This is a genomic window from Streptomyces sp. NPDC093064, assembly GCF_044754605.1.
Lineage (GTDB): Bacteria > Actinomycetota > Actinomycetes > Streptomycetales > Streptomycetaceae > Streptomyces.
This window is the reverse complement of sequence record NZ_JBIVPK010000008.1, coordinates 71,158-97,708: the sequence shown is the minus strand read 5'-3', so window position 1 is coordinate 97,708 and position 26,551 is coordinate 71,158. Positions and strand designations below refer to the sequence as shown.

At 71.3% G+C, this 26,551-nt stretch carries 18 protein-coding genes; 4 read left to right on the top strand and 14 right to left on the bottom strand.

Going from position 1 to position 26,551, the window contains the following annotated elements:
• Positions 1-198: 198 nt before the first annotated feature.
• Positions 199-1,839, bottom strand: coding sequence for an L-glutamate gamma-semialdehyde dehydrogenase (gene pruA, locus ACIQFZ_RS12535; protein WP_402691194.1), 1,641 nt, complete (start codon positions 1,837-1,839; stop codon positions 199-201).
• Between the two features lie 50 nt (positions 1,840-1,889).
• Entirely contained in the window at positions 1,890-2,816 is a 927-nt protein-coding gene (locus ACIQFZ_RS12530; RefSeq protein ID WP_365422088.1) for a proline dehydrogenase family protein, read from the bottom strand.
• 165 nt (positions 2,817-2,981) lie between these two features.
• Here ACIQFZ_RS12530 and ACIQFZ_RS12525 point away from each other — a divergent pair, with 165 nt between their 5' ends.
• The gene (locus tag ACIQFZ_RS12525; protein ID WP_402691193.1) at positions 2,982-4,280 is read left to right on the top strand and encodes a PucR family transcriptional regulator; all 1,299 of its coding nucleotides are present in this window, start codon (positions 2,982-2,984) and stop codon (positions 4,278-4,280) included.
• 171 nt (positions 4,281-4,451) lie between these two features.
• Here ACIQFZ_RS12525 and ACIQFZ_RS12520 read toward each other — a convergent pair whose 3' ends face one another.
• Positions 4,452-5,051: a TetR/AcrR family transcriptional regulator gene (locus ACIQFZ_RS12520; RefSeq protein WP_402691192.1), complete on the bottom strand. Its 600-nt coding sequence runs from the start codon at positions 5,049-5,051 to the stop codon at positions 4,452-4,454.
• A gap of 97 nt (positions 5,052-5,148) precedes the next feature.
• On the opposite strand from ACIQFZ_RS12520, the gene ACIQFZ_RS12515 reads away from it, so the two are divergent.
• Positions 5,149-6,708, top strand: coding sequence for an MFS transporter (locus ACIQFZ_RS12515; RefSeq protein ID WP_402691191.1), 1,560 nt, complete (start codon positions 5,149-5,151; stop codon positions 6,706-6,708).
• A 153-nt stretch (positions 6,709-6,861) separates the two neighbouring features.
• Here ACIQFZ_RS12515 and serA read toward each other — a convergent pair whose 3' ends face one another.
• The 6 genes from serA to ACIQFZ_RS12485 form a co-directional block, all read right to left on the bottom strand.
• Entirely contained in the window at positions 6,862-8,451 is a 1,590-nt protein-coding gene (gene serA, locus ACIQFZ_RS12510; RefSeq protein ID WP_365423007.1) for a phosphoglycerate dehydrogenase, read from the bottom strand.
• 316 nt (positions 8,452-8,767) lie between these two features.
• Positions 8,768-9,766 carry a ketol-acid reductoisomerase gene (gene ilvC / locus ACIQFZ_RS12505; protein ID WP_141358082.1) on the bottom strand — a complete coding sequence of 333 codons (999 nt, stop codon included), beginning with the start codon at positions 9,764-9,766 and terminating at the stop codon, positions 8,768-8,770.
• A 116-nt stretch (positions 9,767-9,882) separates the two neighbouring features.
• A complete protein-coding gene (gene ilvN, locus ACIQFZ_RS12500; protein WP_361416262.1) occupies positions 9,883-10,407 on the bottom strand; it encodes an acetolactate synthase small subunit in 525 nt (174 codons plus the stop codon).
• Positions 10,408-10,427: 20 nt separating this feature from the next.
• Complete coding sequence (locus ACIQFZ_RS12495; protein ID WP_365423011.1) at positions 10,428-12,275, bottom strand: acetolactate synthase large subunit; 1,848 nt, start codon at positions 12,273-12,275, stop codon at positions 10,428-10,430.
• A 242-nt stretch (positions 12,276-12,517) separates the two neighbouring features.
• Positions 12,518-15,619 (bottom strand): putative bifunctional diguanylate cyclase/phosphodiesterase, encoded by a 3,102-nt coding sequence (locus tag ACIQFZ_RS12490; RefSeq protein WP_402691247.1) that lies wholly within the window; start codon positions 15,617-15,619, stop codon positions 12,518-12,520.
• A gap of 399 nt (positions 15,620-16,018) precedes the next feature.
• A complete protein-coding gene (locus ACIQFZ_RS12485) occupies positions 16,019-16,969 on the bottom strand; it encodes a 2-hydroxyacid dehydrogenase (RefSeq protein ID WP_383059203.1) in 951 nt (316 codons plus the stop codon).
• Positions 16,970-17,047: 78 nt separating this feature from the next.
• Between ACIQFZ_RS12485 and ACIQFZ_RS12480 the strand changes: the two genes are divergently transcribed.
• Positions 17,048-18,046 carry an aldo/keto reductase gene (locus ACIQFZ_RS12480; RefSeq protein ID WP_402691190.1) on the top strand — a complete coding sequence of 333 codons (999 nt, stop codon included), beginning with the start codon at positions 17,048-17,050 and terminating at the stop codon, positions 18,044-18,046.
• 545 nt (positions 18,047-18,591) lie between these two features.
• Positions 18,592-19,749, top strand: a complete 1,158-nt coding sequence (locus ACIQFZ_RS12475) for a PQQ-dependent sugar dehydrogenase (protein ID WP_402691189.1) — start codon at positions 18,592-18,594, stop codon at positions 19,747-19,749.
• A gap of 10 nt (positions 19,750-19,759) precedes the next feature.
• Here ACIQFZ_RS12475 and ACIQFZ_RS12470 read toward each other — a convergent pair whose 3' ends face one another.
• The 5 genes from ACIQFZ_RS12470 to ACIQFZ_RS12450 form a co-directional block, all read right to left on the bottom strand.
• Positions 19,760-19,954 (bottom strand): DUF6191 domain-containing protein, encoded by a 195-nt coding sequence (locus ACIQFZ_RS12470; protein WP_365423023.1) that lies wholly within the window; start codon positions 19,952-19,954, stop codon positions 19,760-19,762.
• Between the two features lie 28 nt (positions 19,955-19,982).
• The gene (locus ACIQFZ_RS12465) at positions 19,983-23,036 is read right to left on the bottom strand and encodes an AAA family ATPase (RefSeq protein WP_402691188.1); all 3,054 of its coding nucleotides are present in this window, start codon (positions 23,034-23,036) and stop codon (positions 19,983-19,985) included.
• Positions 23,037-23,161: 125 nt separating this feature from the next.
• On the bottom strand, positions 23,162-23,347 hold the full coding sequence (locus tag ACIQFZ_RS12460) for a hypothetical protein (protein ID WP_365423029.1): 186 nt from the start codon (positions 23,345-23,347) through the stop codon (positions 23,162-23,164).
• 253 nt (positions 23,348-23,600) lie between these two features.
• Positions 23,601-24,167 carry a GNAT family protein gene (locus ACIQFZ_RS12455; protein WP_365423032.1) on the bottom strand — a complete coding sequence of 189 codons (567 nt, stop codon included), beginning with the start codon at positions 24,165-24,167 and terminating at the stop codon, positions 23,601-23,603.
• Positions 24,145-26,382 carry an MMPL family transporter gene (locus ACIQFZ_RS12450; protein WP_402691187.1) on the bottom strand — a complete coding sequence of 746 codons (2,238 nt, stop codon included), beginning with the start codon at positions 26,380-26,382 and terminating at the stop codon, positions 24,145-24,147. Before ACIQFZ_RS12450 ends, ACIQFZ_RS12455 begins: the two co-directional genes overlap by 23 nt.
• Positions 26,383-26,551 lie beyond the last annotated feature (169 nt).

Genomic DNA, 26,551 nt, shown 5'->3' with positions numbered 1-26,551 from the left:
AGACGCTCGGTTCCTACAAAACTAGGTGAGGACCGGGCGTCTGTCTCCACAATTACTCGGACTTCCTACTATCTGAGACGGTGGATTGGGTCACGCCCCACTGACCTGGGCTTTTCCCTCTGACTCAAATGGCTCCGCCCCCGGTCCGGAGGGGTGCTTCCGGAGCGGGGGCGGGGTTCAGGGGGTACCGCGCGGGCGTCAGCCCATGTGCGGGTAGGTGTAGTCGGTCGGCGCGACCAGGGTCTCCTTGATGGCGCGGGTCAGGGTCCAGCGCATCAGGTTCTGCGGGGCGCCGGCCTTGTCGTTGGTGCCGGAGGCGCGGCCGCCGCCGAAGGGCTGCTGGCCGACCACGGCGCCGGTCGACTTGTCGTTGATGTAGAAGTTGCCGGCCGCGTAGCGCAGCTTCTCCATCGTGTACGCCGCGGCGGCGCGGTCGCCGGCGATGACCGAGCCGGTCAGGGCGTAGTCCGACACCGACTCCATCTGGGTCAGCATCTCGTCGTACTTCTCGGCCGAGCTGTCGTCGTAGACGTACACCGCGAGGATCGGGCCGAAGTACTCGGTCGTGAAGACCTCGTTCTCCGGGTCGGTGCACTCGATGACGGTCGGGCGGACGAAGTAGCCGACCGAGTCGTCGTAGGTGCCGCCCGCGACGATCGTGCAGGACGGGTCCTCCTGGGCCCGGTCGATCGCCGCCTTGTTCTTCGCGAAGGAGCGGTCGTCGATGACCGCGCCGATGAAGTGCGACAGGTCGGTGACGTCACCCATGGTCAGGGAGTCGACCTCGGCGGCGAACTCCTCCTTGAAGCCGGAGTTCCAGATCGACGCCGGGATGTAGGCGCGGGAGGTGGCGCTGCACTTCTGGCCCTGGTACTCGAAGGCACCGCGGGTCAGCGCGGTCTTCAGCACCGCGCGGTCGGCCGACGGGTGGGCCACCACGAAGTCCTTGCCGCCGGTCTCGCCGACCAGGCGCGGGTAGGCGCGGTACTTCTCGATGTTGTCGCCGACCGTCTTCCACAGGTACTGGAAGGTCTTGGTCGAACCGGTGAAGTGGATGCCGGCCAGGTCGCGGTGGTTCAGGGCGACCTCGGAGACCTCGATGCCGTCACCGGTGACGAGGTTGATGACGCCCTTGGGCAGGCCCGCCTCCTCGAGCAGCTTCATGAGCAGCACGGCGGCGTGCGTCTGGGTCGGGGACGGCTTCCAGATCACCACGTTGCCCATGAGGGCCGGCGCGGTGGGCAGGTTGGCAGCGATCGCCGAGAAGTTGAACGGCGTGATCGCGTAGACGAAGCCCTCCAGCGGGCGGTGGTCCATGCGGTTCCACACGCCCGGGGAGTTGGCCGGGGGCTGCTCGGCGAGGATCTGGCGGGCGTAGTGGACGTTGAAGCGCCAGAAGTCCACCAGCTCGCAGGGGCTGTCGATCTCGGCCTGCTGCGCGGTCTTGGACTGGCCGAGCATCGTGGAGGCGGCGATCGTCTCGCGCCACGGGCCGGACAGCAGCTCGGCGGCGCGCAGGATGATCGCGGCACGGTCGTCGAAGGACATCGCGCGCCAGGCCGGAGCCGCGGCCAGGGCGGCGTCGATCGCGTCCTGGGCGTCGGCCTTCGTGGCGTTGCGGTAGGTGCCGATGACGGCCTTGTGGTTGTGCGGCTGGACGACCTCGAAGGACTCGCCCCCGCCCATGCGCTGGACACCGTCGATGGTGCAGGGCAGGTCGATCGGGTTCTCGGCCAGCTCCTTGAGCTTGGCCTCCAGGCGGGCGCGCTCGGGCGAGCCGGGGGCGTAGCCGTGCACCGGCTCGTTGACGGGCGTGGGGACCTGGGTCACAGCGTCCATGGGTTCCGAACTCCTTGACTTGAGCGGTGTTGCGAGCGGGGTGCGGAGGCTCAGCCCTTGCTGACCATCGAGCGGAGGAAGAAGCGCAGGTTGGCCGGCTTCTCCGCGAGGCGGCGCATGAAGTAGCCGTACCAGTCGGTGCCGAAGGCGGTGTAGACGCGCATGCGGTGGCCCTCGGCGGCCAGGCGCAGGTGCTCGTCGCTGCGGATGCCGTACAGCATCTGGAACTCGTACTCGTCGAGCTTGCGTCCGGCGGTGCGGGCCAGTTCCTGCCCGATCGAGATCAGGCGCGGGTCGTGGGAGCCGATCATGGGGTATCCGTCGCCCTGCATCAGAACGCGCAGGATGCGGACGTACGCCTTGTCGATCTCGTGCTTGTTCTGGTAGGCGACCTCGGCGGGCTCCTTGTAGGCGCCCTTCACCAGGCGGACCCGGCTGCCGTTCGCGGCGAGGCGGCGGGCGTCGGCCTCGGTGCGGAAGAGGTAGGCCTGGATGACGCAGCCGGTCTGCGGGAAGTCCTTCCGCAGTTCCTCGTGGATGGCGAACATCGAGTCGAGGGTGGTGTGGTCCTCGGCGTCCAGGGTGACCGTCGTGCCGATGGCGGCGGCGGCCTCGACGACCGGGCGGACGTTCTTCAGCGCCAGCTCGTGGCCGTGCTCCAGGGCCTGGCCGAACATGGACAGCTTCACGGACATCTCGACCTTCGGACCGAGCTCCAGGTCCTTGATCCGGTCGATCAGCTCCAGGTACGCGTCCCGCGCGGCGGCGGCCTGCTCGGGGGTGGTGATGTCCTCGCCGACCACGTCCATGGTCAGTTCCAGACCCCTGGCGGTGAGGTCGTCGATGATCGGGACGATGTCGCCGACGGTCTCGCCCGGGATGAAGCGGTCGACGACCTGCTTCGTCCCCGGGGCCGCCGAGATCAGGCGTCGCATCCGGTCGCTGCGCGACGCGGCGAGAATCACGGGACCCAGCACGGGGCACCTCCACACAAACAAGCAACACAAGGCCGCAGCCCGACGGTTCGGGGGCGGCACGGAGAACCACCGTGAAAGTAAAGGTTTCCTCAGATCGTCGGCCATCGACAGCTGTCACGCATCCGCGCACGTGATCTCAGACAGATGTATGAAAGCCATGCGGAAATGCGGGAGAATGCCCGAGTGACATCCAGTTACAAGGGTGACTACCAGGAGCTGGTCGACGAGATCTCGGAGCTGCTCGGCGCGCCGGCCACCCTGGAGAACCGGAACTTCGAGCTGATCGCCTTCGGCGCCTACGACAGCGAGGGCGACCTGGATCCGTCCGCCCTGGACCCGGTGCGCACCCGCTCGATCCTGACCCGCCGCTCCACGGCGGCCGTCCGCCACTGGTTCGAGGGCTTCGGCATCACCCGGGCGACCGGTCCGGTGCGGATCCCGCGGACCCCGGAGGCGGGCGTGTACCGGGGACGGATCTGCCTTCCGGTCCGCCATCGGGGTGTCGTCCTCGGCTACGTCTGGCTCCTGGACTACGACCCCGGGCCCACCGAGCGTCAGCTGGCCGCGGCCATGCTGGTGACCGGGCGGATCGGCGCGCTGCTGGCGGAAGAGGCCCAGCACGGCGCGGACCTCACCCGGGAGCTGCGGGCGGTGCTGACCGCCGAGCCGGGCTGGCCGCGGGACATGGCAGTGGCGGAGCTGCGGACGGCGCTGGGGGTCAGCGCGGACGGACCGCACACGGTGGTGTGCGTGGCCCCCTGGCCGTCGGCGGACCCGGACGACGCCCCCTCGGTGCGCACCCTGCCGGGCGCCAGGGCCCTGTGCGCGATCCCCTGGGGGACGAGTGGCCAGAGCCTGGTCCTGCTGGTCAGCCTGCGCTCCACGGACACCCTGACACCGGCGGTGTCGGCGGCGACCCGCCTGCTGGAGCAGGCGGCCGCATCGGGGTCCGGCGGCGCGGGCCGCACCGGTGCCGGGACCGGAGGGGCCTCCGCCCAGGACGGGACGACCGGACGAGACGGCGGGCCGGGCCGAACCGCCGCGGGCGGCGGCGGGGTGGCCGCGGGGATCGCCGCGGCGCGGACGGGGCTCGACGAACTGGGGACCGCGTGGGCGGAGGCCTCTGCGGCGGCGCGGGCCGCCCTGGCGGAGCCGCGGCTGGGGCCGGTCGCGCGGTGGGCGGCCATCGGGCCGTACCGGCTGCTCACCGGGCTGCCGCCGGAGGCCGCGCACGACCCCGCGCTGCACGGGCTGCTCTCCCCCGCCCACCAGGAACTGGCCCGCACCGCCGAGGCCTATCTCGACTGCGCGGGACAGGCCGGGCGCACCGCCGCCGAGCTGGGCATCCACCGCCAGACGCTGTACTACCGCCTGTCCCGGGTGGAGCAGCTGACAGGCCTCGACCTGGACGACGGCGAGGACCGGCTGCTGCTGCACATGGCGCTGAAGGCGGCGCGGCTCTAGGCCCTGTCGTCAAATTCCCGCCTGCCCCGCGACGCCTGGCACGCACTCTCGCCACACCGGGCGAAAGCCCAAGTACGTCCAGTACGAGGACTTCCGCCCGGCACGCCGAGAGCACGCACCAGACGCCGCGGAGCCGCCCTTCGGGCGACGACGGGAATGTGACGACAGGACCTAGGACTCCCGCCCGGTGCCCGCGATCACTCGGCGCAGCCCCTCGGTGAGCTGGTCGGCGTCGGTCGCCGAGTCCGGGTCGAAGAGCCACTGGACCATCAGCCCGTTGAGGAGGGTGATGTAGAACCGGCCCTCCGTCTCGACGGTCTCCTTGTCGAGTTCGCTCTCCGGGATGCCGGTGAACAGGGAGGCCAGGCCCGAACGCCCGTCCCGCTGAGCCTCGCCCAGCATCCGGCGCACCTCCGGGATCCGGTCGCCCTGGAGGACGAGTTCGAAGCTCAGCAGCCAGATCGCCCGCGCCCCGGGGAGCGAACCGATGACGTTCGCCCATATGCCCTGGAACCGTTCCAGCGACCCCAGGGGCGCCGTTTCCGCGGCACCCGTACCCCAGCCCTGGTCCTGTCCCTGGCCCTCCCCCACGCCTTCGATCAACGAGACGTACGCCTGGACCAGCAGCGCGTCCTTCGAGCCGTAGTGGTAGCCGATCGAGCCGAGGTTGGTTCCCGACTCCTTCACGATGTCGCGCGCGGTCGTGCGCACGAAGCCCTTCTGCAGCAGGCAGCGCTTGGCGCCCTCGAGCAGATCCTCACGGTGTCCCATGCCTGCCACCCTACCCGCGATTCATACAACCGTCCCAGACAAGCGACTTATACAGGCGTACTAGACAAGCGTTTAAGACGTTCGTACAGTACGAGGCATGACGAACTCGACGAGCACCACCACGACCCCGTCCGCGAAGGCGCCGCGTGCCGGGCGACGCGAATGGACCGCTCTCGGCGTGCTGATGCTGCCGCTGCTGCTGGTCTCGATGGACGTCTCGGTCCTGTACTTCGCCATCCCGGCGATCAGCGCGGACCTGGAGCCGAGCGGCACCCAGCAGCTGTGGATCTTCGACATCTACGCCTTCGTCCTGGCCGGCCTGCTGATGACGATGGGCTCGCTCGGCGACCGCATCGGCCGCCGCAAACTGCTGCTGATCGGCGCCGCCGCCTTCGGAGCCGCCTCGCTGGTGGCGGCGTACGCGGGCAGCGCCGAGACCCTGATCGCCGCCCGCGCGGTCCTCGGCATCGGCGGGGCGACCCTGATGCCGTCCACGATGGCGCTGGTCCGCACGATGTTCACCGACCCCGCCCAGCGCGCGAAGGCCATCGGCATCTGGTCCGGTGTGATGACCGCCGGGATCGCGCTCGGATCCGTGCTGAGCGGCGTGCTGGTCCAGTTCTTCTGGTGGGGCTCGGTGTTCCTGGTCAACCTGCCCGCGATGGTGCTGCTGCTGGCGCTCGGCCCGTTCCTGCTCCCCGAGTCGAAGAGCTCCGAGCCGGGCCGCTTCGACCTGCTGAGCGTGCCGCTGTCCATGGCGGCGGTGCTCCCCGTGATCTACGGGCTGAAGAAGATCCCGTCCGAGGGCGCGCACCCGCTCTACGTCGTCTCCGTCGCCGTCGGCCTGCTCTTCGCCGCCCTCTTCGTCCACCGCCAGCGCACGGCGGCCTCGCCGATGATCTCCCCGGCCCTGTTCCGCGGCCGGGGCTTCGCACCCGCGGTGGTCCTCAACCTCGTCTCGTCCTTCGCGATGATGGGCTCGGCGTTCTTCACCACGCAGTACCTCCAGTCGGTGCTCGGCAAGAGCGCGATGGAGGCGGCCCTGTGGGCGCTGCTGCCGTCCGTGCCGATCGGAATGGCCGCACCGACGGCCGCCGCGCTGGTCCAGAAGGGCGTCAACCGGGCCTACGTCGTGACGGCGGGCTTCGCGATCGCCGCGGTGGGCTACGGCCTGCTGGCCCTGGCCGGCACGGACTCGCTCTGGCTGGTGCTGGTCGCGGCCGGAGTCCTCGCCTCGGGCATCGTGACGGTGCTGTCCCAGATGACCGACCTGGCGCTGAGCGCGGCCCCGGTGGAGAAGGCGGGCGCGGCCTCCTCGCTGCTGGAGACCGGCGCGGAGTTCGGCGGCGCCCTGGGTATGGCGGTCCTCGGCTCGATCGGCACGGCGATCTACCGCCATGGGATTCCGTCCTCCGCCCCGGCGGCCGCGCACGAGACCCTGGGTGGCGCGCTGGCCATCGCCCGGCAGGCGCCGGGGCGCGCGGGAGACGCCCTGGCCACCGCCGCCCGGGAAGCCTTCACCAGCGGGATGCACGGCGCGGCGCTCACCGGAGCGGCGGTCCTGCTCCTCGCGGCGGCCGGTGCGGCGACGACACTGCGCCGGATCCACGTCAGGGAAGCGGCAGCGCCGGCCGAGGTGGCGGGGGCTGCGGCCTGAGAGTCATCCACAGCACGGGAAAACGCCGGACGGGCTCGAGCAGCCCGTCCGGCGTTTGAGGACGATCCCGTTCAGGGCGAACGGGGGTCCGGGGGGCAGCGCCCCCGGGGGACGGCGACCTCAACCGGGGGTCACCTGAAACGAACGGCGACTTCAGACCAGGTTGACCGAGCGGGCGGACGTGGCGCCGATCTCCTCCGCGACCTCCGCAAGCACTCCGGCGGGCACCGTGTCGTCGACCGTCAGCACCGCCAGCGCCTCCCCGCCCGCGACCGCGCGGGCGACCTGCATACCGGCGATGTTGATGCCGGCCTCGCCGATGACACGGCCGACGGTGCCGACGACACCGGGACGGTCCTCGTAGCGCAGGACGACCATGTGGTCGGCAAGCGCGAGGTCGACGTCGTACTCACCGACCGCGACGATCTTCTGGAGGTGCTTGGGGCCGGCCAGCGTGCCGGAGACGGAGACCTCCTCGCCGTCCGCGAGCGTGCCGCGCACGGTGACGACGTTGCGGTGGTCGGCCGACTCCGAACTGGTGGTCAGGCGCACCTCCACACCCCGCTCCTGGGCGAACAGTGGCGCGTTGACGTAGGACACCGTCTCGTCGACGACGTCCTCGAAGACGCCCTTGAGCGCGGAGAGTTCCAGCACCTTCACGTCGTGCTGGGTGATCTCGCCGTACACCTCGACGTCGAGGCGGACCGCGACCTCGCCCGCGAGCGCGGTGAAGATACGGCCGAGGCGCTCGGCGAGCGGCAGGCCCGGCTTGACGTCCTGGGCGATGACGCCGCCCTGGACGTTGACCGCGTCCGGGACGAGCTCGCCGGCGAGGGCGAGGCGGACGGACTTGGCGACGGCGATGCCGGCCTTCTCCTGGGCCTCGTCGGTGGAGGCGCCCAGGTGCGGGGTGGACACGACCTGGTCGAACTCGAACAGCGGCGAGTCCGTGCACGGCTCCTTGGCGTACACGTCCAGACCGGCGCCCGCCACGCGGCCTTCCTTGAGGGCCGAGTACAGCGCCTCCTCGTCGACGATCCCGCCGCGCGCGGCGTTGACGATGCGCACGCTCGGCTTGACCTTGTGCAGCGCCTCCTCGCCGATCAGGCCGAGGGTCTCGGGCGTCTTGGGCAGGTGCACGGTGATGAAGTCGGAGACCTCGAGCAGCTCGTCCAGCGTCAGCACCTTGACGCCCATCTGCGCGGCCCGCGCGGGCTGCACGTACGGGTCGTAGGCGACGACCTTCATGCCGAAGGCCGACATGCGCTGGGCGACCAGGGCCCCGATGCGGCCGAGGCCGACGACGCCGAGGGTCTTCTCGGCGAGTTCCACGCCGGTGTACTTGCTGCGCTTCCACTCGCCGTTCTTCAACGCGGCGTTGGCCTGCGGGATGTTGCGGGCGGTGGCGAGGAGCAGACCGCAGGCCAGCTCGGCGGCGGTCACGATGTTGGAGGTCGGGGCGTTCACGACCATCACGCCGGCCTTGGTGGCGGCGGAGACGTCGACGTTGTCCAGGCCGACGCCGGCTCGTGCGACGACCTTGAGCTTGTTCGCCGCGGCGACGGCCTCGGCGTCGACCTTGGTCGCCGAGCGGATCAGGATCGCGTCCACGTCGGCGATGGCGGGGAGCAGTTCGGCCCGGTCGGCGCCGTTGCAGTGCCGGATCTCGAAGTCCGGGCCGAGCGCGTCGACGGTCGCGGGCGACAGCTCTTCAGCAATGAGTACGACGGGTTTCGAGCTCACGTGAGTCCTCACAGATCTGGGGGCACCTCCCATGCCTTGAAAAGCTAGGGGGGAGCATGCGGACGGCCGTGTCCCGACGGCCGCAGGCTGAGGAGGGGGCTAGCCGCGTGGAAGACGCACGACGCTGTGGGCCTGACGCGTTGTAGTTCAGAAGTGTAGTGGCGCCGCATGCATCGTATTGCGCCACTGCGGAAGGATCACCCGTCCGTGGCTGGACGGGCGGGACAACACCGCGAACCGGCCACGGACCGGCGGCGTCGCCCGGGTTCGCCGAAGGGGCCGGAGCGGTATCGCCCCGGCCCCTTCGGCACGAGGCTCAGGCCTCCTCGTTCACCCAGCTCATCAGCTTGCGCAGCTCCTTGCCGGTGGTCTCCAGCAGGTGCTCGGAGTCCTGCTTCTTGTACTCGTTGTACTTCTTCAGACCGCCGTGGTACTCGTCCATCCAGGTGCGCGCGAAGGAGCCGTCCTGGATCTCGGCGAGGACCTTCTTCATCTCGGCCTTGGTGGCGTCGGTGATGATGCGCGGGCCGGTGACGTAGTCGCCCCACTCGGCGGTCTCGGAGATCGACCAGCGCATCTTCTCCAGGCCGCCCTCGTACATGAGGTCGACGATCAGCTTCAGCTCGTGCAGGCACTCGAAGTAGGCGATCTCCGGCTGGTAGCCCGCCTCGACCAGGGTCTCGAAGCCGGCCTTCACCAGCGCCGCGGTGCCACCGCACAGGACGGCCTGCTCACCGAACAGGTCCGTCTCGGTCTCCTCGGTGAAGGTCGTCTTGATGACGCCCGCGCGGGTGCCGCCGATGCCCTTGGCGTACGACAGGGCCAGCGCGAAGGCGTTGCCCGAGGCGTCCTGCTCGACGGCGACGATGCAGGGAACGCCGCGGCCCTCCTCGTACTGGCGGCGCACCAGGTGGCCCGGGCCCTTGGGGGCGACCATGCAGACGTCCACGCCGGCCGGGGGCTTGATGAAGCCGAAGCGGATGTTGAGGCCGTGGCCGAAGAACAGCGCGTCGCCGTCCTTCAGGTTCGGGGCGATGGACTCCTCGTAGACCTGGGCCTGGATCGGGTCCGGCACCAGGATCATGATGACGTCGGCCTCCGCGGTGGCCTCCGCCGGGGTGACCACGCGCAGGCCCTGCTCCTCGGCCTTGGCCTTGGACTTGGAGCCCTCGTGCAGACCGACCCGGACGTCGACACCGGAGTCGCGCAGCGACAGGGCGTGGGCGTGGCCCTGGCTGCCGTAGCCGATGACCGCGACCTTGCGGCCCTGGATGATGGACAGGTCGGCGTCAGCGTCGTAGAACAGCTCGGCCACTTTGGGTTCTCTCCTTGGTGTGCAGTTTGTGCTTCCCACCGTATGCCGGTGGGGACGGAAGGTCTCGGAGTCTCGGTATCCGGGCGGCCGGTGTCACCCGACCGCCCGGACCCCGATCATGCGGAACGGTCCAGGGCGCGCAGCGACCGGTCGGTGATCGAGCGGGCGCCGCGTCCGATCGCGATCGTTCCGGACTGGACCAGCTCCTTGATGCCGAACGGCTCCAGCATCCTGAGCATGGCCGAAAGCTTGTCGCTGGAACCGGTGGCCTCGATGGTCACCGCCTCCGGGGAGACGTCGACGGTCTTGGCGCGGAACAGCTGGACGATCTCGACGATCTGGGAGCGCGTCTCGTTGTCGGCGCGCACCTTCACCAGGACGAGTTCGCGCTGCACGGCATGCGACGGCTCCAGCTCGACGATCTTCAGCACGTTGACCAGCTTGTTGAGCTGCTTGGTCACCTGCTCCAGCGGGAAGTCCTCGACGCTGACCACGATGGTGATGCGGGAGATGTCGGGGTGCTCGGTGACGCCGACCGCGAGGGAGTCGATGTTGAAGCCGCGACGGGAGAACAGGGCGGCGATCCGGGCGAGGATGCCGGGTGTGTTCTCGACGAGGACCGAGAGGGTGTGCTTGGACATGGTTCTCACTCAGCTCTCTGTCAGTCGTCTTCGTTGTCGCCGAAGTCGGGGCGGACGTCGCGGGCGGCCATGATCTCGTCGTTGGAGGTGCCGGCGGCGACCATCGGCCAGACCATCGCGTCCTCGTGGACGATGAAGTCGACGACGACCGGGCGGTCGTTGATGGAGTTCGCCTCCTCGATCACCTTGTCGAGGTCCTCCGGGGACTCACAGCGGATGGCGTGGCAGCCCATGGCCTCCGACAGCTTCACGAAGTCGGGGACGCGGGTGCCCCTGGCCTCCGGGTTGACGTCGTCGGGGCCGGAGTGCAGCACCGTGTTGGAGTACCGCTGGTTGTAGAACAGGGTCTGCCACTGGCGGACCATCCCCAGGGCGCCGTTGTTGATGACGGCGACCTTGATCGGGATGTTGTTCAGCGCGCAGGTGGTGAGTTCCTGGTTGGTCATCTGGAAGCAGCCGTCGCCGTCGATCGCCCAGACGGTCTTCTGCGGCTGCCCGGCCTTGGCACCCATCGCGGCCGGGACCGCGTAGCCCATGGTTCCGGCGCCGCCGGAGTTCAGCCAGGTGGCGGGCTTGTCGTACTGGATGAAGTGCGCGGCCCACATCTGATGCTGGCCGACACCCGCGGCGAAGACCGTGCCCTCGGGGGCGAGCTGCCCGATGCGCTCGATGACCTGCTGCGGGGAGAGCGAGCCGTCCGCGGGCTGCTCGTAGCCGAGCGGGTAGGTCTCGCGCCAGCGGGCGAGGTCGTTCCACCAGGCGGTGTAGTCGCCGCGGTGGCCCTCGCTGTGCTCCTTCTGGACAGCCTGGATCAGGTCGGCCAGGACCTCGCGGGCGTCCCCGACGATCGGCACGTCGGCTGCGCGGTTCTTGCCGATCTCGGCCGGGTCGACGTCGGCGTGGACGATCTTGGCGTACGGGGCGAAGCTGTCCAGCTTGCCGGTGACGCGGTCGTCGAAGCGGGCTCCGAGGGCGACGATCAGGTCGGCCTTCTGCAGCGCGGTGACGGCGGTGACCGCACCGTGCATGCCCGGCATTCCCACGTGCAGCGGGTGGCTGTCGGGGAATGCGCCGAGCGCCATCAGAGTGGTGGTGACGGGCGCTCCGGTGAGTTCCGCGAGGACCTTCAGCTCGGCCGTGGCGCCGGCCTTGATGACGCCGCCGCCGACGTAGAGCACGGGCCGCCGCGCGGAGGTGATGAGCTTGGCCGCCTCGCGGATCTGCTTGGCGTGCGGCTTGGTGACCGGGCGGTAGCCGGGCAGGTCCATGACCGGCGGCCAGGAGAAGGTCGTCTGCATCTGCAGCACGTCCTTCGGAATGTCGACGAGGACCGGACCGGGGCGACCGGTCGAGGCGATGTGGAACGCCTCCGCGATCGTCTTCGGGATGTCCTCGGCCTTGGTGACCAGGAAGCTGTGCTTGGTGATCGGCATCGTGATGCCGACGATGTCCGCCTCCTGGAAGGCGTCCGTGCCGATCGCCTTGGAGACGACCTGGCCGGTGATCGCGACCAGCGGCACCGAGTCCATGTTGGCGTCGGCGATCGGCGTCACCAGGTTGGTGGCACCGGGGCCCGAGGTGGCCATGCAGACGCCGACCTTGCCGGTCGCCTGTGCGTAACCGGTGGCCGCGTGGCCCGCACCCTGCTCGTGACGGACGAGCACGTGGCGCACCCGGCTGGAGTCCATCATCGGGTCGTACGCGGGAAGGATCGTGCCGCCGGGAATGCCGAATACGGTGTCGACCCCGACCTCCTCAAGCGAGCGGATGAGGGACTTCGCACCCGTGACGTGCTCGGGCGCGGACGGGTGTCCTCCGGATCGGGGCCGCGGCTGCGGATGAGGGGCCCCGGTGGCCTGCTCGGTCATCGGCATTCTCTTCTCGATGCTGAGGGTTTTTGCGAGGTTTGGGCGGAGTTCGGACGCTGCACGCCAGGTGCTCGTGCAACAAAAAACCCCTCGTGCCGCAAGGCAAGCGAGGGGAAGCGCGCCGGTGTGGTCGCTGGGTTCCGGATCGTCGTCCGGTGGGTCCCAGCTCAGCCGACGCGCTGTCCAAGTACGAGAATTCGGGTGCGCATGGAAATGACCCTCCCTCCGGCACGCACCCGGTGTCAAGTGGGTGGGACGGGAGTCTCATTATGTGAGCGGAGGGTCGTCCCGCCTCCGAAGACGACGGGCACCGCCGCGGTATAGGCCCCGGCGCTCCCCCCGGCGAACACCGGTTCGGCCGGACCGTGCGGCACCGGGTAGCGGCCGGAGGTGAGCGCCCGGCGCAGCCGGTGCTCGTCCAGCGCGCCGGAGAACGCCATGCCCTGCCCGTGGGTGCAGCCCATCGCGCGCAGGGCCACGACCTGCTCCGGCAGGTCCACGCCGTCGGCCACGGACCGGAGCCCGAGGTCGGCGGCGATCCGGAGCAGACCGCTGGTGATCTTGTGCAACCGGGCGGACTCGACGACGCCCTCGATCAGACTGCGGTCGAGCCGCAGCGCGTCGACAGGAAGCCTTCTGAGGGCCGTGACGGCCCCGTGGCCGCTGCCGAAGCCGTCCAGCGCGATGCGCACACCGAGCCGCCGCAGTGCGGCCAGGCGCCGCTCCAGCTCGTCCAGCGGCACCCGCGGGTCGGTGTCGGACAGCTCGATCACGAGGGCTCCGGACGGCAGCCCGTGCCGGGTCAGCATGGCCTCCACGGAGCCGGGCGGCAGCGAGCGGTCCACCAGACGGCGGGCGCCCATCCGGACCACCACGGACACGTTCGGGCCGGCCGTGGCACGCTCGGCGGCCTGCGCGACGGCCTCCTCCAGCAGCCAGCGACCCAGTTCGGCCGTCCTGTCGCTGTCCTCGGCCACCCGCAGGAACTCGGCGGGTGTGAAGAGCACACCCTGCGAGGACCGCCAGCGCGCCTGGGCGGCGACAGAGGTGATCCGGCCGTCGTCGAGACGGACCACCGGCTGGTGCAGCAGGGTGAACTCGCCCTCGTGCAGGGCGTTTCTGAGCCGGGTGGCCAGCTCCGCCTTGCGGACGACGTCCTGCTGCATCTGCGGCTTGTACAGCTCGACCCGGCCCTTGCCGGCCGCCTTGGCGCGGTACATGGCGAGGTCGGCGTTGCGCAGCAACTCCCCCGCGCCGAGGCCCTGTTCGGCGAAGGCCACGCCGATGGAGGCGGCCACGCGGACATCGTTGCCGTCGATGAGGTACGGCTGCGACAGCGTCACCCTGAGGCGGTCGGCGAGCTCCAGGATGTGCCGTTCGCGGGCGGTGCGATCGCGGGTGCCGTCCCCGACGATCAGGGCCGCGAACTCGTCGCCGCCCAGTCTGGACGCGGTGTCCCCGTGACGTACCGCCTCCTGGAGTCTGCGGGCGGCCTGGACGAGCAGCTCGTCCCCGGCCTGGTGCCCGATCGTGTCGTTGACGGCCTTGAAGCCGTCGAGATCGATGAAGAGCACGGCCGTGCCGTGGTCGGTCGAGCGGCGGCCGGACAGGGCCTGCTGGACGCGCTTGGTGAACAGCGCCCGGTTGGGCAGGTCGGTGAGCGGGTCGTGCTCGGCGTTGTGCTGGAGCTGCGCCTGGAGGCGCACTCTCTCGGTCACGTCCCTGCTGTTGAAGATGAGGCCGCCGTGGTGGCGGTTGATGGTCGACTCCACGTTGAGCCAGCCGCCGTCGCCGGAGCGGAAGCGGCACTCGATGCGCGCGGTGGGCTCTCGGCGCGGGCTGGCGACCAGGAAGCGGCGCACCTCGTGCACCACGCAGCCCAGGTCCTCCGGGTGGATGAGCCCGGCCAGTTCCGTGCCGACCAGTTCCTCCGCCGGCCGCCCGTACACCCCGGCGGCGGCCGGGGAGACGTACCGCAGGATCCCGTTGGGTGCGGCGATCATGATGACGTCACTGGAGCCCTGCACCAGGGACCGGAAGTGGTTCTCCTTCTGGGCCAGTTCCTGGGTGAGCGCGATGTTGTCGCGCAGCACGATGCCCTGGCGCACGACGAGCACCAGCACGACGGCGCCGGCGGTGATCAGCACCACGCGGTCGACACTGTGGCCGTTGAGCGCGTTGTACAGGACCCCCAGCGTGCACACGGCCGCGGCGAGGTACGGAGTGAGGGCGGCGAGGGAGCCCGCGAGGGGCCGGCCGGATGGGTACCGGTCGTGATCCGTGCCCTGCGCGGGCGGCCCGCCGTGCACGGGGCGCACCGCGGGCGGCCGCCCGGGCACGTGGTCGGCCGGCACGCGGCCGTGGTCCTCGGGGATGTGCCCGTAGGCGTCGGCCACGCGCGCGTGCCCGTCGGCGGGGCGCGGGTCCGGCTCACGCCCGTCCAACTGGTGTCCTTCCGCCCGATACGGCGCTGCCTGGTACGGGTCCGTGTCGTAGTGCTCGGCGGCCGGCTGCCCCGGGCGGGGCGCCGCCCACGGGGCGTACGCCAGGAGCAGGGAGCCGGCGAACCAGCCGGCGTCGAGCAGTTGCCCCGAGCGGTAGTTGTTGTGCAGCAGCGGCGAGGTGAACAGGGCGTCGCACAGCACGGTCAGGGCGAGCGCGCCGATCGCCGTGTTCACCGCGGTGCGGTTGATCGGGGAACACCGGAAGTGCAGCACGAGCACCATGGAGACCAGGGCGATGTCCAGCAGCGGGTACGCCAGCGAGAGCGCGGTGTGCGCGACGCTCGACCCGTCGAACTTGGCCGCCTGGGCGAGTGCGAGGCTCCAGGACAACGTGAGCAGCGAGCCCCCGATCAGCCACGAGTCCAGTGCCAGGCACACCCACCCGGCCCTGTTCACCGGCCGCTTGGCGAGCACGAGCAGACCGACGATCGCCGGTGGCGCGAAGCACAGGAAGAACAGGTCGGCGTAACTGGGACTGGGCACGGACGCGCCCAGGACGACCTCGTACCAGCCCCAGACCGAGTTGCCCAGGGCCGCCATCGCCGAGGAGAGGGCGAACAGCAGCCAGGCGGTTCGAAAGCGGACGTGGCGGCCGCGGGCGTACAGCGCGCACGAGACGGCGGCGGTGCCTGCCGCGGCGCTCAGCCCGAAGTCGCCCATGAACAGCGCGACCTCGCTGGAACCCCAGCCGCACGCGGCACCGACGGCGTACCCCCCGCACACCAGGGCCAGCAGGAGCTGCGGCGCCAGTCTCGAACGGCCGTCGGCGGCCGGCGGCCGGGGCGGCAGCAGCGCCCCCGGCGCGGACGGCGCCCGCAGGCCACCGTCGAACGCGGTCATGACGGGCGGTGACGGGCTCACCGGGGCCTCCCGGTCCGTGCGACCGGGTCCCCCGGCTTCCGGTGCGCCGGGTGGGCGTGCCTCCGGCGACCGCCGGGCCTGTGGTGGTGTTGGCTGTGGTGGCTGTGGTGGCCGCGTCTGCGCGCGGCCGTGCGCCAGGGCTGCCGGTGGCGGCCCCGCCGCGTCGGATCGTTCGTCCATAGGCCGTGCATCGCCCGTCGCCCCCCTCGCAGTTTGAAATGTCCGTCCCCGGCGCCGAACGGTGCGCGGCGCAGCCCCTGTCGGGACGATACACCAGTCTCGTCACGCAGGGACATAGCTTCTCTACGCTCCGTGACGACCAGCACGGATACGGGTACGGAACGCGTTCGTAAAGTCGCGGACCGTACCCGAAGCGGACTAGGCGCTTGCCGTGCCCGTCGTGAGGACCACGTTGGCGAGCGGCTCCTGGTTCACGAAACGGCGCAACTGATCCGTCAGAAGCCGCTTGGCACGCGGCATGAAGGCGGATGTGGGGCCGCCGACATGGGGGCTTATCAGCACGCCCGGCGCGTGCCACAGGGGGTGGCCCTGGGGCAGCGGCTCGGGGTCGGTGACGTCGAGGGCGGCGGTCAGACGGCCGCTGTCCAGCTCGGCGAGCAGCGCCTTGGTGTCGACCACGCCGCCGCGCGCGACGTTCACCAGCAGCGCGCCGTCCTTCATCCGCGCCAGGAAGTCCGCGTCCACCAGCCCGCGCGTGGCCTCCGTCAAGGGCGTGGACAGGACGACGACATCGGCCTGCGGGAGCAGGGAGTGAAGATCGGTGAGCGGATGCACCGGGCCGCGCTCCGTGGTGCGCGCGGAGCGCGCCACGCGCGCCACCCGCGCGACCTCGAAGGGCACGAGCCGGTCCTCGATGGCGGCCCCGATCGAGCCGTAGCCGACGATGAGGACGTTCTTGTCGGCGAGGGCGGGACGGAAGCCTCCGCCCCACTCGCCCCGGTCCTGCGCCCGGACGAAGTCGGGGACGCCGCGCAGCGAGGCCAGGATGAGCGTCAGGGCGAGCTCGCTGGTACTCGCCTCGTGCACCCCGCGCGCGTTGCACAGCCGTACGCCCGGCGGCAGGTGCCGCAGGCCCGGCTCCACGTGGTCGGTGCCGGCGGACAGCGTCTGCACGACCCGCACGGAGCTCATCCGGGGCATCGGACGCAGACCGACGCCACCGGGCTTCATGTACGGCACGACGTAGAAGGCGCAGTCGGCGGGGTCCGCGGGGAACTCCTCGGCGCCGTCCCAGAAACGGTAGGTGGGCCCCTGCGGAAGCCCCGCGATCTCGTCCGGCGGAATGGGCAGCCATACGTCAGCAGTCATGCTCAGGAGGCTATGCCAGGGGCACGCGCGGCCAGAGGTTAGGTTGGTGGGCCCCGAGAGAGGGAGGGTTACGGCCAAGTGGAGCGCAGGACGATCGGCGCGGCGGCACTCGCGGTGGGGGCCGTAGGGCTGGGGTGCATGCCGATGAGCTGGGCGTACAGCGCGTCGCGGCAGCGGGGGACGGAGTCGCTCAGGGCTGTGCACCGGGCGCTGGACCTGGGCTCGACGCTGCTGGACACGGCCGACATGTACGGCCCGTTCACCAACGAGCTGCTCCTGGGGCGGGTGCTGAAGGAGCGGCGGTCCGACGCCTTCGTCTCGACGAAGGTCGGTCTGCTGGTGGGTGAGCAGCACATCGTGGCGAACGGGCGTCCCGGCTATGTGCGGCGGGCGTGCGACGCCTCGCTCAGGCGTCTCCAGACGGACGTGATCGACCTCTACCAGTTGCACCGCGCCGATCCCGAGGTCCCGGTCGAGGAGACCTGGGGGGCGATGGCCGAACTCGTGCGGGCCGGGAAGGTGCGGGCGCTCGGCCTGTGCGCGGTGGGCGCGCGCGGCCGGCGCCGGTCCGGTGCGCGGCTGCACGACGGAACGATCCGCCAGCTGGAGCGGGTGCAGCAGGTCTTCCCGGTCAGCGCGGTGCAGGCGGAGCTGTCGGTGTGGTCGCCGGAGGCGCTGGAGTCGTTGCTGCCGTGGTGCACGGAGCGCGGGGTCGGCTTCCTGGCGGCGATGCCGCTGGGCAACGGCTTCCTGACCGGCACCCTCACCCCCGGCCAGGGGTTCGAGCCGGAAGACGTGCGGGCCCGGCATCCCCGTTTCACCGCCGAGATGATGGCCGCGAACCAGCCCATCGTGGCCGGCCTGCGGCGGACGGCCGCCCGGCACGGCAAGAACGTCACGCCCGCCCAGGTGGCGCTGGCCTGGGTACTGGCCCAGGGCCGCCATGTGATTCCGGTACCCGGCACCAAGCAGGAGCACTGGGTGACGGAGAACGCGGACGCGGCGGGGCTGCACCTGACGGCCGACGACCTGACGGAACTGGGCCACCTGCCCACGGCCCAGGGCTCGTGGGACTGAGCCACGCAACGCCTTGCACGCGGCCGACCTGGCCCGGGGGCCCGGCCCGCGCCCCCCACCACGCCGGACACCAACACGCGCCCACCCGCCTCTGCGGCACCGCACACCCGACAGCACCGGCCTCGAAAGCCTGGCCCGCGTCCGCCACCACGCTGGGCACCCACGCGCGCCCCGCCCCTGCAGCACCGGACGCCCCACAGCGCCGGCCGCGTCCTAGCGCGGCAGCCGCTGTCAGGGCGGGACGTCAGGTGTCCGGAACCGGTTCTCGCGTGGGGCGTGCGCGGTGGTTCGTGGAGGGACGGCGACCAGTGGGGCCCCACCTCGCGGCTCGGCGTGGTGCCGTGGTGCTGTCGGCGGCCCTCACCCCCGGTCGCGGGCCGTGGTGAGCCGCTCGGCCCAGGTGGAGGAACACCGCGCCCTTCCGCTCGCCGGCCAGGGGCGGGGTGGCGGATTCGGGGTCGGCGTGGGATTCGGGTGATCGGGAACCTGGGAGGTGCGGGCGGTGTAAGACAGGTAGAACCCGCCGCGTCGAAGGGACGAAGATCGTGCAACGTCGAGCTGTGACGGGCGTGCTGGCCACCGCCCTGCTGCTGACGGCCGGCTGCTCCTCCGGGGGCGCGTCGGCCGGTGGGAACGGCATGGCGCCCGGCCGTACGGCGACGGTGGCCTCGCCCTCCGGGCAGGCACCCACGGAGACCGCGCCGCCGGCCAAGGGCGCGGTGAAGGTCCTGCGCACGGTCGCGGAGGGCCTGAACAGCCCCTGGGGACTGGCCCCGGTCCCCGGCGGTGGTCTCCTCGTCTCCTCCCGTGACCAGGCGACGATCACACGGGTCGACGAGAAGACCGGGCAGAAGACCGAACTGGGCACGGTGTCGGGGGTCTCGCCGGAGGGCGAGGGCGGCCTGCTGGGCATAGCGCTGTCCCCCGACTACGCCTCCGACCACCTGATCTACGCCTACTTCACCTCGGCCTCGGACAACCGCATCGTCCGGATGCTGTACGACGACAAGAAGCCGGCCGGTATGCAACTGGGCGCACCCGACACGATCTTCAAGGGCATCCCCAAGGGAGTCATCCACAACGGCGGCCGGATCGCCTTCGGCCCCGACAGGATGCTGTACGCGGGCACGGGCGAGACCGGTGACCGAGGCCTGGCCCAGGACAGGAAGTCCCTGGGCGGCAAGATCCTGCGGCTGACCCCGGACGGCCTGCCCGCCCCGGGCAACCCGTACCCCGACTCCCCCGTGTACTCGTACGGCCACCGCAATGTGCAGGGCCTGGCCTGGGACGACAAGCAGCGTCTGTTCGCCTCCGAGTTCGGCCAGGACACCTGGGACGAGCTGAACGCGATCAAACCGGGCGGCAACTACGGCTGGCCGGACGCGGAGGGCAGGACGAACAACCCGAAGTTCCAGAACCCGATAACCCAGTGGCACACGAACGTGGCCTCCCCCAGCGGCATCGCCTACGCCGAGGGCTCCATCTGGATGGCGGGCCTGAGGGGTCAACGCCTGTGGCGGATCCCCTTGAGCGGCACCAAGCTCTCGGCGGCCCCCGAGGCGTTCCTCACCGGCACCTACGGCCGCTTGCGCACGGTGGTCTCGGCGGGCGGCGACAAGCTCTGGCTGGTCACCAGCAACACGGACGGCCGCGGCACTCCGAAGAAGGGCGACGACCGGATCCTGGAACTGGAGGTGAAGTAGCCCCCGGCGCTCACTCCCGCCCGGTTCCGGCTTCCTCCGCGGGAGGCTCGGGCGGCCGTACGACGACCTTCCCGGAGGCGAGATCGATCGGTCCGCGCCCGGGATCGTTGTCCCCGACGTCCTCTCGGGTCAGTTCCAGCCGGTTCTGCTCGTCCCGGGTGTGCTTGCGGCCGGGCGAGAACAGTTCCTCGAACACGTTGAACACGGCTTCCCTCCCGGTCGGCGTCTTCCGGTCATCCCACGACCATCTGGTCTTCGGCCCCCGGTGGGAACAGGCCCAGCCGGTGGGCCAGTGCCGCCGCCTCTCCGCGACCCGAAACACCCATTTTGGCCAGGATGTTCGAGACATGGACGCTGGCCGTCTTCGGCGAGATGAAGAGTTCCTCGGCTATCTGGCGGTTGGTGCGGCCGGCCGAGACCAGCCGCAGGACATCGCGTTCCCGGCTGGTCAGGCCCAGGGACTCGACCGGGTCGGCGGAAGCGGAGGGTTGCTGCGGGGCGCCGGTCAGGGCGAGGCGGGCGCGGCGGGCCAGCAGGGCGACGGAGTCGGCGAGCGGGCGGGCGCGCAGGTGCTCGGCGACGGCGTGCGCCAGGCGCAGCAGCTCGGTGGCCCGGTCCCGCTGGTCCTCGTCGGTGCCGAGGAGGGCCTCGGCGAGGCGGCAGCGGACGCGGGCGAGGTCGTAGGGGCGCTCCAGCGTCTCGAAGGCGGCGACGATCCCGGCCCACTCCTCCGGGCAGCTACGCCCCTCGGCCCGCAGCAGTTCGGCGCGCACCCAGCGCTCGTACGCCTGCCAGACAGGCACGTTGGTGGCCAGCGACTTGGTGGCGTGCCGGATACGCCGCAAGGTCTCGGCGCGTCCGGGGCCGGCGGCGGGCAGCCCTGCCGCGTGGGTCTCCACCGTGGCAGCGGTGAGCAGCAGCGGCCAGCCGTAGCGCTGCGTGCCGGGTGGGAAGCCGTCGTCCAGGACGCGTTCGAGTTCGGCGCGGGCGTCCAGCAGGCGGCCCTCGCCCGCGGCGACCGCGATCGCGATGCGGGCGAGCGGCAGGGCGTGCTGGGGTGCGTTGTCGTGCGTGCCGAAGTTTTCGAGGGCGTCGGCCAGTTGACCGGAGGTTTCGGCCAGGTCGCCTCGTTCGAGGGCGATTTGGGCGCGGACGCGGGCGTGGAAGCCGCGTGGCTTGGCGCTCTGGCCGACGCGCCGGGACCGGGAGGCCGCGTCGGCGGCTTCTTCCCAACGCCCCAGGGTGAACAGCGACTCGGCGAGGTTGCCCCACACCCAGGCCTCGCTGTCCAGCAGGCCGAAGCTCCGGGTGAAGGCGATCCCCTGCTCCATGAGCGGCACGGCCTCGCGGGAGCGGCCGACGGACTCCAGCTCGGAGGGCAGGTTCACGAAGGAGCGGCCGGCGACGGCGGCGATGCCGTCGCCGACCGTGCGCCTGTTGACCTCGTACATCTCGGCGAGGCCCGCCTCGACGTCGCCGGCCTGGACCATGAGACCGCCCAGGGTGAGCCGCGCGGTCATCTCGATCTCGCAGGCGTCGACCATGCGCGCGTACTCCACGGCCCGTTCGGCGGCCGAGAGGGCGTCGGGGCCCGGCACGTGCACCATGGACCACTGGGCGACGTTCGCCAGCACCTCCGCGTGCACCTCGGACGGCGGCAGCCCGCGCACCAGTTCCTGCGCGGTACCCAGTTCCCGCCAGCCGTCGCCGTGGGCCTTCGCCTGGACCAGCTTGGAGCGCTGGATCCAGAACCAGGCGGCCCGGAGTGGGTCGTTGTCGTCCTCCAGGAGGCGCAGCGCCCGCTTGGTGATCTTCAAGGAGCGGTCCCGCTCCCCGCAGAAGCGGCCCGCGACGGCGGCCTCGGCCATCAGATCGAGGAAGGTCAGCGGGGCGGTCGCCGGATCGCAGCCGCAGGGAGGGTAGATCTCGGTGTAGTCGACGGGCCGCAGCCGGGCCCGCACCTCTTCCGGCGCGGCGTCCCACAGCTCCATCGCCCGTTCCAGCAGACGCAGTTGCTCGCTGTAGGCGTGCCGGGCGCGGGCCACGACGGAGGCGTCCAGGACGGCGGGCAGGGCCTTGGCCGGGTCGTGGGCGTGGTACCAGTAGCTGGCCAGCCGCATGACGCGCTGGTCGGCGGGGACGAGGGTCGGGTCGGTCTCCAGGGCCTCTGCGTAGCGGCGGTTGAGGCGGGAGCGCTCGCCGGGCAGCAGGTCGTCGCTGACGGCCTCACGCACCAGGGAGTGCCGGAAGCGGTAGCCGTCGCCGGTGGAGGCGGCGATGAGGATGTTGGCGTTCACGGCGCCCCGCAGCGCCTCGATGAGGTCGTCCTCGCTGAGCCGGGCCACGGCCGCGAGCAGCCGGTGCTCGACGGTGGACCCGCCCTCGGCGGCGATCCTGGCGATCCGCTGGGCTGGCTCGGACAACTTCTCGACCCGCACGAGCAGCAGGTCGCGCAAGGAGTCGCTGAGGCTGGTGCGGCAGCCCTCGTGGGCGGCGACGGCGAGTTCCTCGACGAAGAAGGCGTTGCCGTCGGAGCGTTCGAAGATCTCGTCGACCTGGACCGGGTCCGGTTCGGCGGCGAGGATGCCGGCGATCTGGCGGCCCGCTTCCTGCCGGGTGAAGCGGGCGAGTTCGAGGCGGCGGACCGTGCGCAGCCGGTCGAGTTCGGCGAGCAGCGGCCGTAGCGGGTGGCGGCGGTGGATGTCGTCGGAGCGGTAGGTCGCCAGGACGACGAGGCGGCCGGTGCGCAGGGTGCGCAGGAGGTAGGCGAGCAGGTGCCGGGTGGAGGCGTCGGCCCAGTGCAGGTCCTCCAGGGCGACGACGACGGTGTGGTCGGCGGCGACGCGCTCCAGCAGGCGGGCGGTGAGTTCGAAGAGGCGGGCCATGCCCTCCTCGTCGTGCCGGCCGGTACCTCGCGAGGGGGCCGGCTCGCCGAGTTCGGGCAGCAGCCGGGCGAGCTCCTCCTCCTGTCCGGCGGCCGCGGCGGCAAGTTCGCCGGGCAGTTCGCGGCGCAGGGCGCGCAGGGCGGCGGAGAAGGGGGCGAACGGCAGTCCGTCGGCGCCGATCTCCACGCAGCCGCCGAGCGCGACGACGGCGCCGGCGCGAACGGCGGCGGCGGTGAACTCCTCGACCAGGCGGGTCTTGCCGACGCCCGCCTCACCGCCGAGCAGCAGGGCCTGCGGCTCTCCCCGGGCCGCGCGGGCGAGCGCGTCGTGCAGAGTGCTCAACTCGTCGGCGCGGCCGACGAACACCGGACTGACGGACCTGGTCTCCACATGCCCGAGCATCGCACGAGGGTCCGACAGGGCGGGACTTGTTTTCCCCACGGCAGACGGACGGACATGCGGGAGGCCCCGGCCCACCCCCGTGGAGCCGGCGCCGTCCTGGCCGCCGGGGTCGCGCCGGCCCGTGTTCACGCCGCGCGGGTGAACCGCCGCCGGTGGGGGCCGTGGGTATGGGGCTCCGCCTCGGCGGTTCGCCCGCCGGCCGAGCGGCGGGCGGCACGGCGGCCGCGCAGGGCCTCGCGGACCAGGCGGTCCTGCTCGGCGCGGCGGCCGAGTTCGGCGGAGCGCAGCTGGTGCAGTTCGTAGTGGAACATGGTCTCTCCCCGGTGAGCGGTGGTTTCGGCGTCGCTTTCCGCGATGCCTCCACTGTCGTCTCCCAGGGGGTGCGGCCACATCGGGAGAGTTCCGCATCTTCCCCGTGCTGGGTGCCTTAGGCGCGTGTGCGGGGGCCGCGGGGCGGCCGTAAGGCACCGGGGGACGCGGGTAAGGCGGCTCTAGAGCTCGCCCGGAACCTCGCCTGACACGGGGCCGGTGGCACGGAGACGGCGGCGCGCCCGCCCGGCCGTCTCAACGACCGTCGCGCGCCCGTGCCTCACGCCACTCGGGGGCGAGCACCGCCCACACCTCCATGTCCTGGCGCACGCCCCGGTAGGGGAAGCTCTCACGCAGGATGCCCTCGCGGGTCAGCCCCAGCCGTCGCGCCACGTTGATGCTCGCCTCGTTGGCGGAAGAGGCGTGCCACTCCACGCGGTGCATGCCCCGCTCGTCGAACGCCCAGTCGATGAGCACCCGCGCCCCGCGTGTGACGAGTCCGCGCCCGGTGCCGGCCGGCTCCAGCCAGCAGCCGATCTCGCAGGTGCCGGTGGCCGTGTCGAAGATGCGGAACAGCAGTCCGCCGACCAGCTTGCCCTCCAGCCACAGCCCGTGCAGGAAGCCGCTGTCGGCGGCGTGCTTGTCGGCGTACGACTGGAGGACGGCCCGCGCGGAGTCCACGTCCGTGGCGTTCGCGCCGAACGGGATGTGCCGCGTGACGAACTCCCGGCCCCGCTCCAGGTGCGCGAGGAACTCCTCGGCGTGCCACGGCTCCAGGGGCCGCAGTTCGGCTCCCTCGTCACCCAGAGGTATCGCGTACATCCTGCTGCGTCTCCTTCGCCAGAGCGTCCTCGACGTCCGTGAGCCTCTCATGCGCCGCGCGGCACTCGGGCGGCTCGATGCTGATCCGGGGCAGCACGCGGTCGAGCCGGCGCGGCAGCCACCAGTTGGCGCGGCCGAGCATGTGCATCAGGGCGGGCACGAGCAGCGTGCGCAGCACGAAGGCGTCGAGGGCGACGGCGGAGGCGAGCGCGATGCCGAACATGGCGATCACCCGGTCGCCGCTGAGGACGAAAGCGAGGAAGACCGAGATCATGATGACCGCGGCGGAGTTGATCACCCGGCTGGTCTCGGCCAGCCCGACGCGGACGGCCCGCCGGTTGTCACCGGTCTCCAGCCACTCCTCGTACATCCGGCTGACCAGGAAGACCTGGTAGTCCATGGAGAGCCCGAAGAGCACCGAGACCATGATCACGGGCAGGAAGGGCTCGATCGGTCCCTCCCGGCCGAGGCCGAGGAACTCGCTGCCCCAGCCCCACTGGAAGATCGTGACGACGACGCCGAACGCGGCGGCGACGGCGGCGATGTTCATCGCGGCGGCCTTCAGGGGGATGCCGAGGGACCGGAAGGCGAGCAGCAGCAGCACGCAGCCGAGGCCGACCACCACGCCGACGAACAGCGGCAGTCTGCCGATGATCACGCCGGCGAAGTCGTCGTATCCGGCGGTGACCCCGCCGACGTGCACGTCGAGCGTGGTGCCGGTCTGGGCGCGCGGCAGCACGTCGGTGCGCAGTCGGTGCACGAGGTCGCTGGTGCGCTGGGACTGCGGCGCGGAGTCGGGGACCACGTTCAGGTAGGCCGTGGTGCCGCCGGAGTTGTAGGTCACCGGGGTCACCGCGACGACGCCCTCGGTGGCGCGCAGGGTGGTGCCGAGGTTGTCCAGGGCGAGCCTGCCCTCGGCCCCGTCCACCCGGGTCACCAGGGTGAGCGGCCCGTTGACGCCCGGCCCGAAGCCCTCGGCGACGAGGTCGTACGCCTTCCGGGTGGTCGCCGTCTTGGGATCGTTGCCCTGGTCGGACGTGCCGAGGTGGAGGGAGAGCGTGGGCAGGGCCAGCACGGTGACGACGGCGAGAGCGACGACGCCGAGCGCCTTGGGGTGGCGTTCGACGAAGGCCGACCAGCGGGCGGCGAACCCGGTGGGCACCTCGGGCTCGGGCCCGTGTTCGGCCAGGCGGCGCCGTTCGCGGCGGCTCAGGGCGCGCGGGCCGATGAAGGACAGCAGCGCGGGCAGCAGGGTCACCGAGGCGGCGACGGTGAGGACGACGGTCAGCGAGGCGGCGACCGCCACGCCGTTGAGGAAGCCCAGCCGCAGGATGAGCATGCCGAGCAGGGCGATGCACACCGTGGCACCCGCGAACACGACGGCGCGTCCGGTGGTGGCGACGGCGTTCGTGACCGCCTCGGTGGGGCTGAGTCCGCGTTTCAGTCCACGCCGGTGCCGGGTGACGATGAACAGCGCGTAGTCGATGCCGACGCCGAGTCCGATCAGCATGCCCAGCATGGGCGCGAAGTCGGCGAGCGTCATGGCGTGGCCGAGGAGTCCGATGGCTGCGTGCGCGGTGCCCACACTCAGGAGCGCGGTGGCGATGGGCAGCGCGGCGGCGGCGAGCGAGCCGAAGGCGACGAGCAGCACCCCGGCGGCGACGAGCACGCCGACGATCTCGGCGGTGTGGTCGCCGGAGGCCGCGGTGAGGCTGATCGCGCTGCCGCCGAGTTCCACCTGCAGCCCGCCGGTCTCGGCCGCCTTGGCCGTTTGGACCACGGCCGCGGCCTGGGGCTTGGTGATGTCCTCGGAGGGGCGGGCGAAGGTGACCGTGGCGTACGCGGTGTGCCCGTCGGGGCTGATCTGGTCGGAGCCCTGGGCGTCCGGGTCCTTGTAGGGGCTGGTCACGGACGCCACCTGAGGCAGGGCGGCGATCTTGTCCAGGGTGCGGGTCATCGTCTGCTCGACGTCCGGGGCGCGCACCGTGCCGGACGTGGTGTGCCAGACGACGGTGTCGCTGTCGCCGCCGAGTCCCGGGAAGCCCTCCTTGAGCAGCTGGGTGGCGCGTGCCGAGTCGGTGCCGGGGACCTCGTAGTTGTTGGAGTAGGCCGAACCGGTGACCGAGGCGGCAGCGGTGACCCCGCCGAAGGCAAGGAGCCAGAGCAGTACGACGACGAGGCGGTGCCTGACACACCAGCGTGCTAGGGCTGCCACGAACGTGCTCCCAGGGGGATTTGTGGATCTTTGACCGGGAACAGTCGTCCATGATCGGAACAGCCCGCAAAGAACGCATGAGCAATCTGAAGACACTCTTGCAGGCGAATCTGATCGTTTAGCCGGTTCGTGGGCTGATTCACATCAGTGCGACTCAATTCACAGGACA

What these genes read in the sequence shown, in the direction of transcription:
- pruA (WP_402691194.1), bottom strand. Translation starts at nt 1,839, where the DNA reads ATGGACGCTGTGACCCAGGTCCCCACGCCCGTCAACGAGCCGGTGCAC.
- ACIQFZ_RS12525 (WP_402691193.1), top strand. Translation starts at nt 2,982, where the DNA reads ATGCGGGAGAATGCCCGAGTGACATCCAGTTACAAGGGTGACTACCAG.
- ACIQFZ_RS12520 (WP_402691192.1), bottom strand. Translation starts at nt 5,051, where the DNA reads ATGGGACACCGTGAGGATCTGCTCGAGGGCGCCAAGCGCTGCCTGCTG.
- ACIQFZ_RS12515 (WP_402691191.1), top strand. Translation starts at nt 5,149, where the DNA reads ATGACGAACTCGACGAGCACCACCACGACCCCGTCCGCGAAGGCGCCG.
- ilvN (WP_361416262.1), bottom strand. Translation starts at nt 10,407, where the DNA reads ATGTCCAAGCACACCCTCTCGGTCCTCGTCGAGAACACACCCGGCATC.
- ACIQFZ_RS12495 (WP_365423011.1), bottom strand. Translation starts at nt 12,275, where the DNA reads ATGACCGAGCAGGCCACCGGGGCCCCTCATCCGCAGCCGCGGCCCCGA.
- ACIQFZ_RS12490 (WP_402691247.1), bottom strand. Translation starts at nt 15,619, where the DNA reads ATGACCGCGTTCGACGGTGGCCTGCGGGCGCCGTCCGCGCCGGGGGCG.
- ACIQFZ_RS12485 (WP_383059203.1), bottom strand. Translation starts at nt 16,969, where the DNA reads ATGACTGCTGACGTATGGCTGCCCATTCCGCCGGACGAGATCGCGGGG.
- ACIQFZ_RS12465 (WP_402691188.1), bottom strand. Translation starts at nt 23,036, where the DNA reads ATGCTCGGGCATGTGGAGACCAGGTCCGTCAGTCCGGTGTTCGTCGGC.
- ACIQFZ_RS12460 (WP_365423029.1), bottom strand. Translation starts at nt 23,347, where the DNA reads ATGTTCCACTACGAACTGCACCAGCTGCGCTCCGCCGAACTCGGCCGC.
- ACIQFZ_RS12455 (WP_365423032.1), bottom strand. Translation starts at nt 24,167, where the DNA reads ATGTACGCGATACCTCTGGGTGACGAGGGAGCCGAACTGCGGCCCCTG.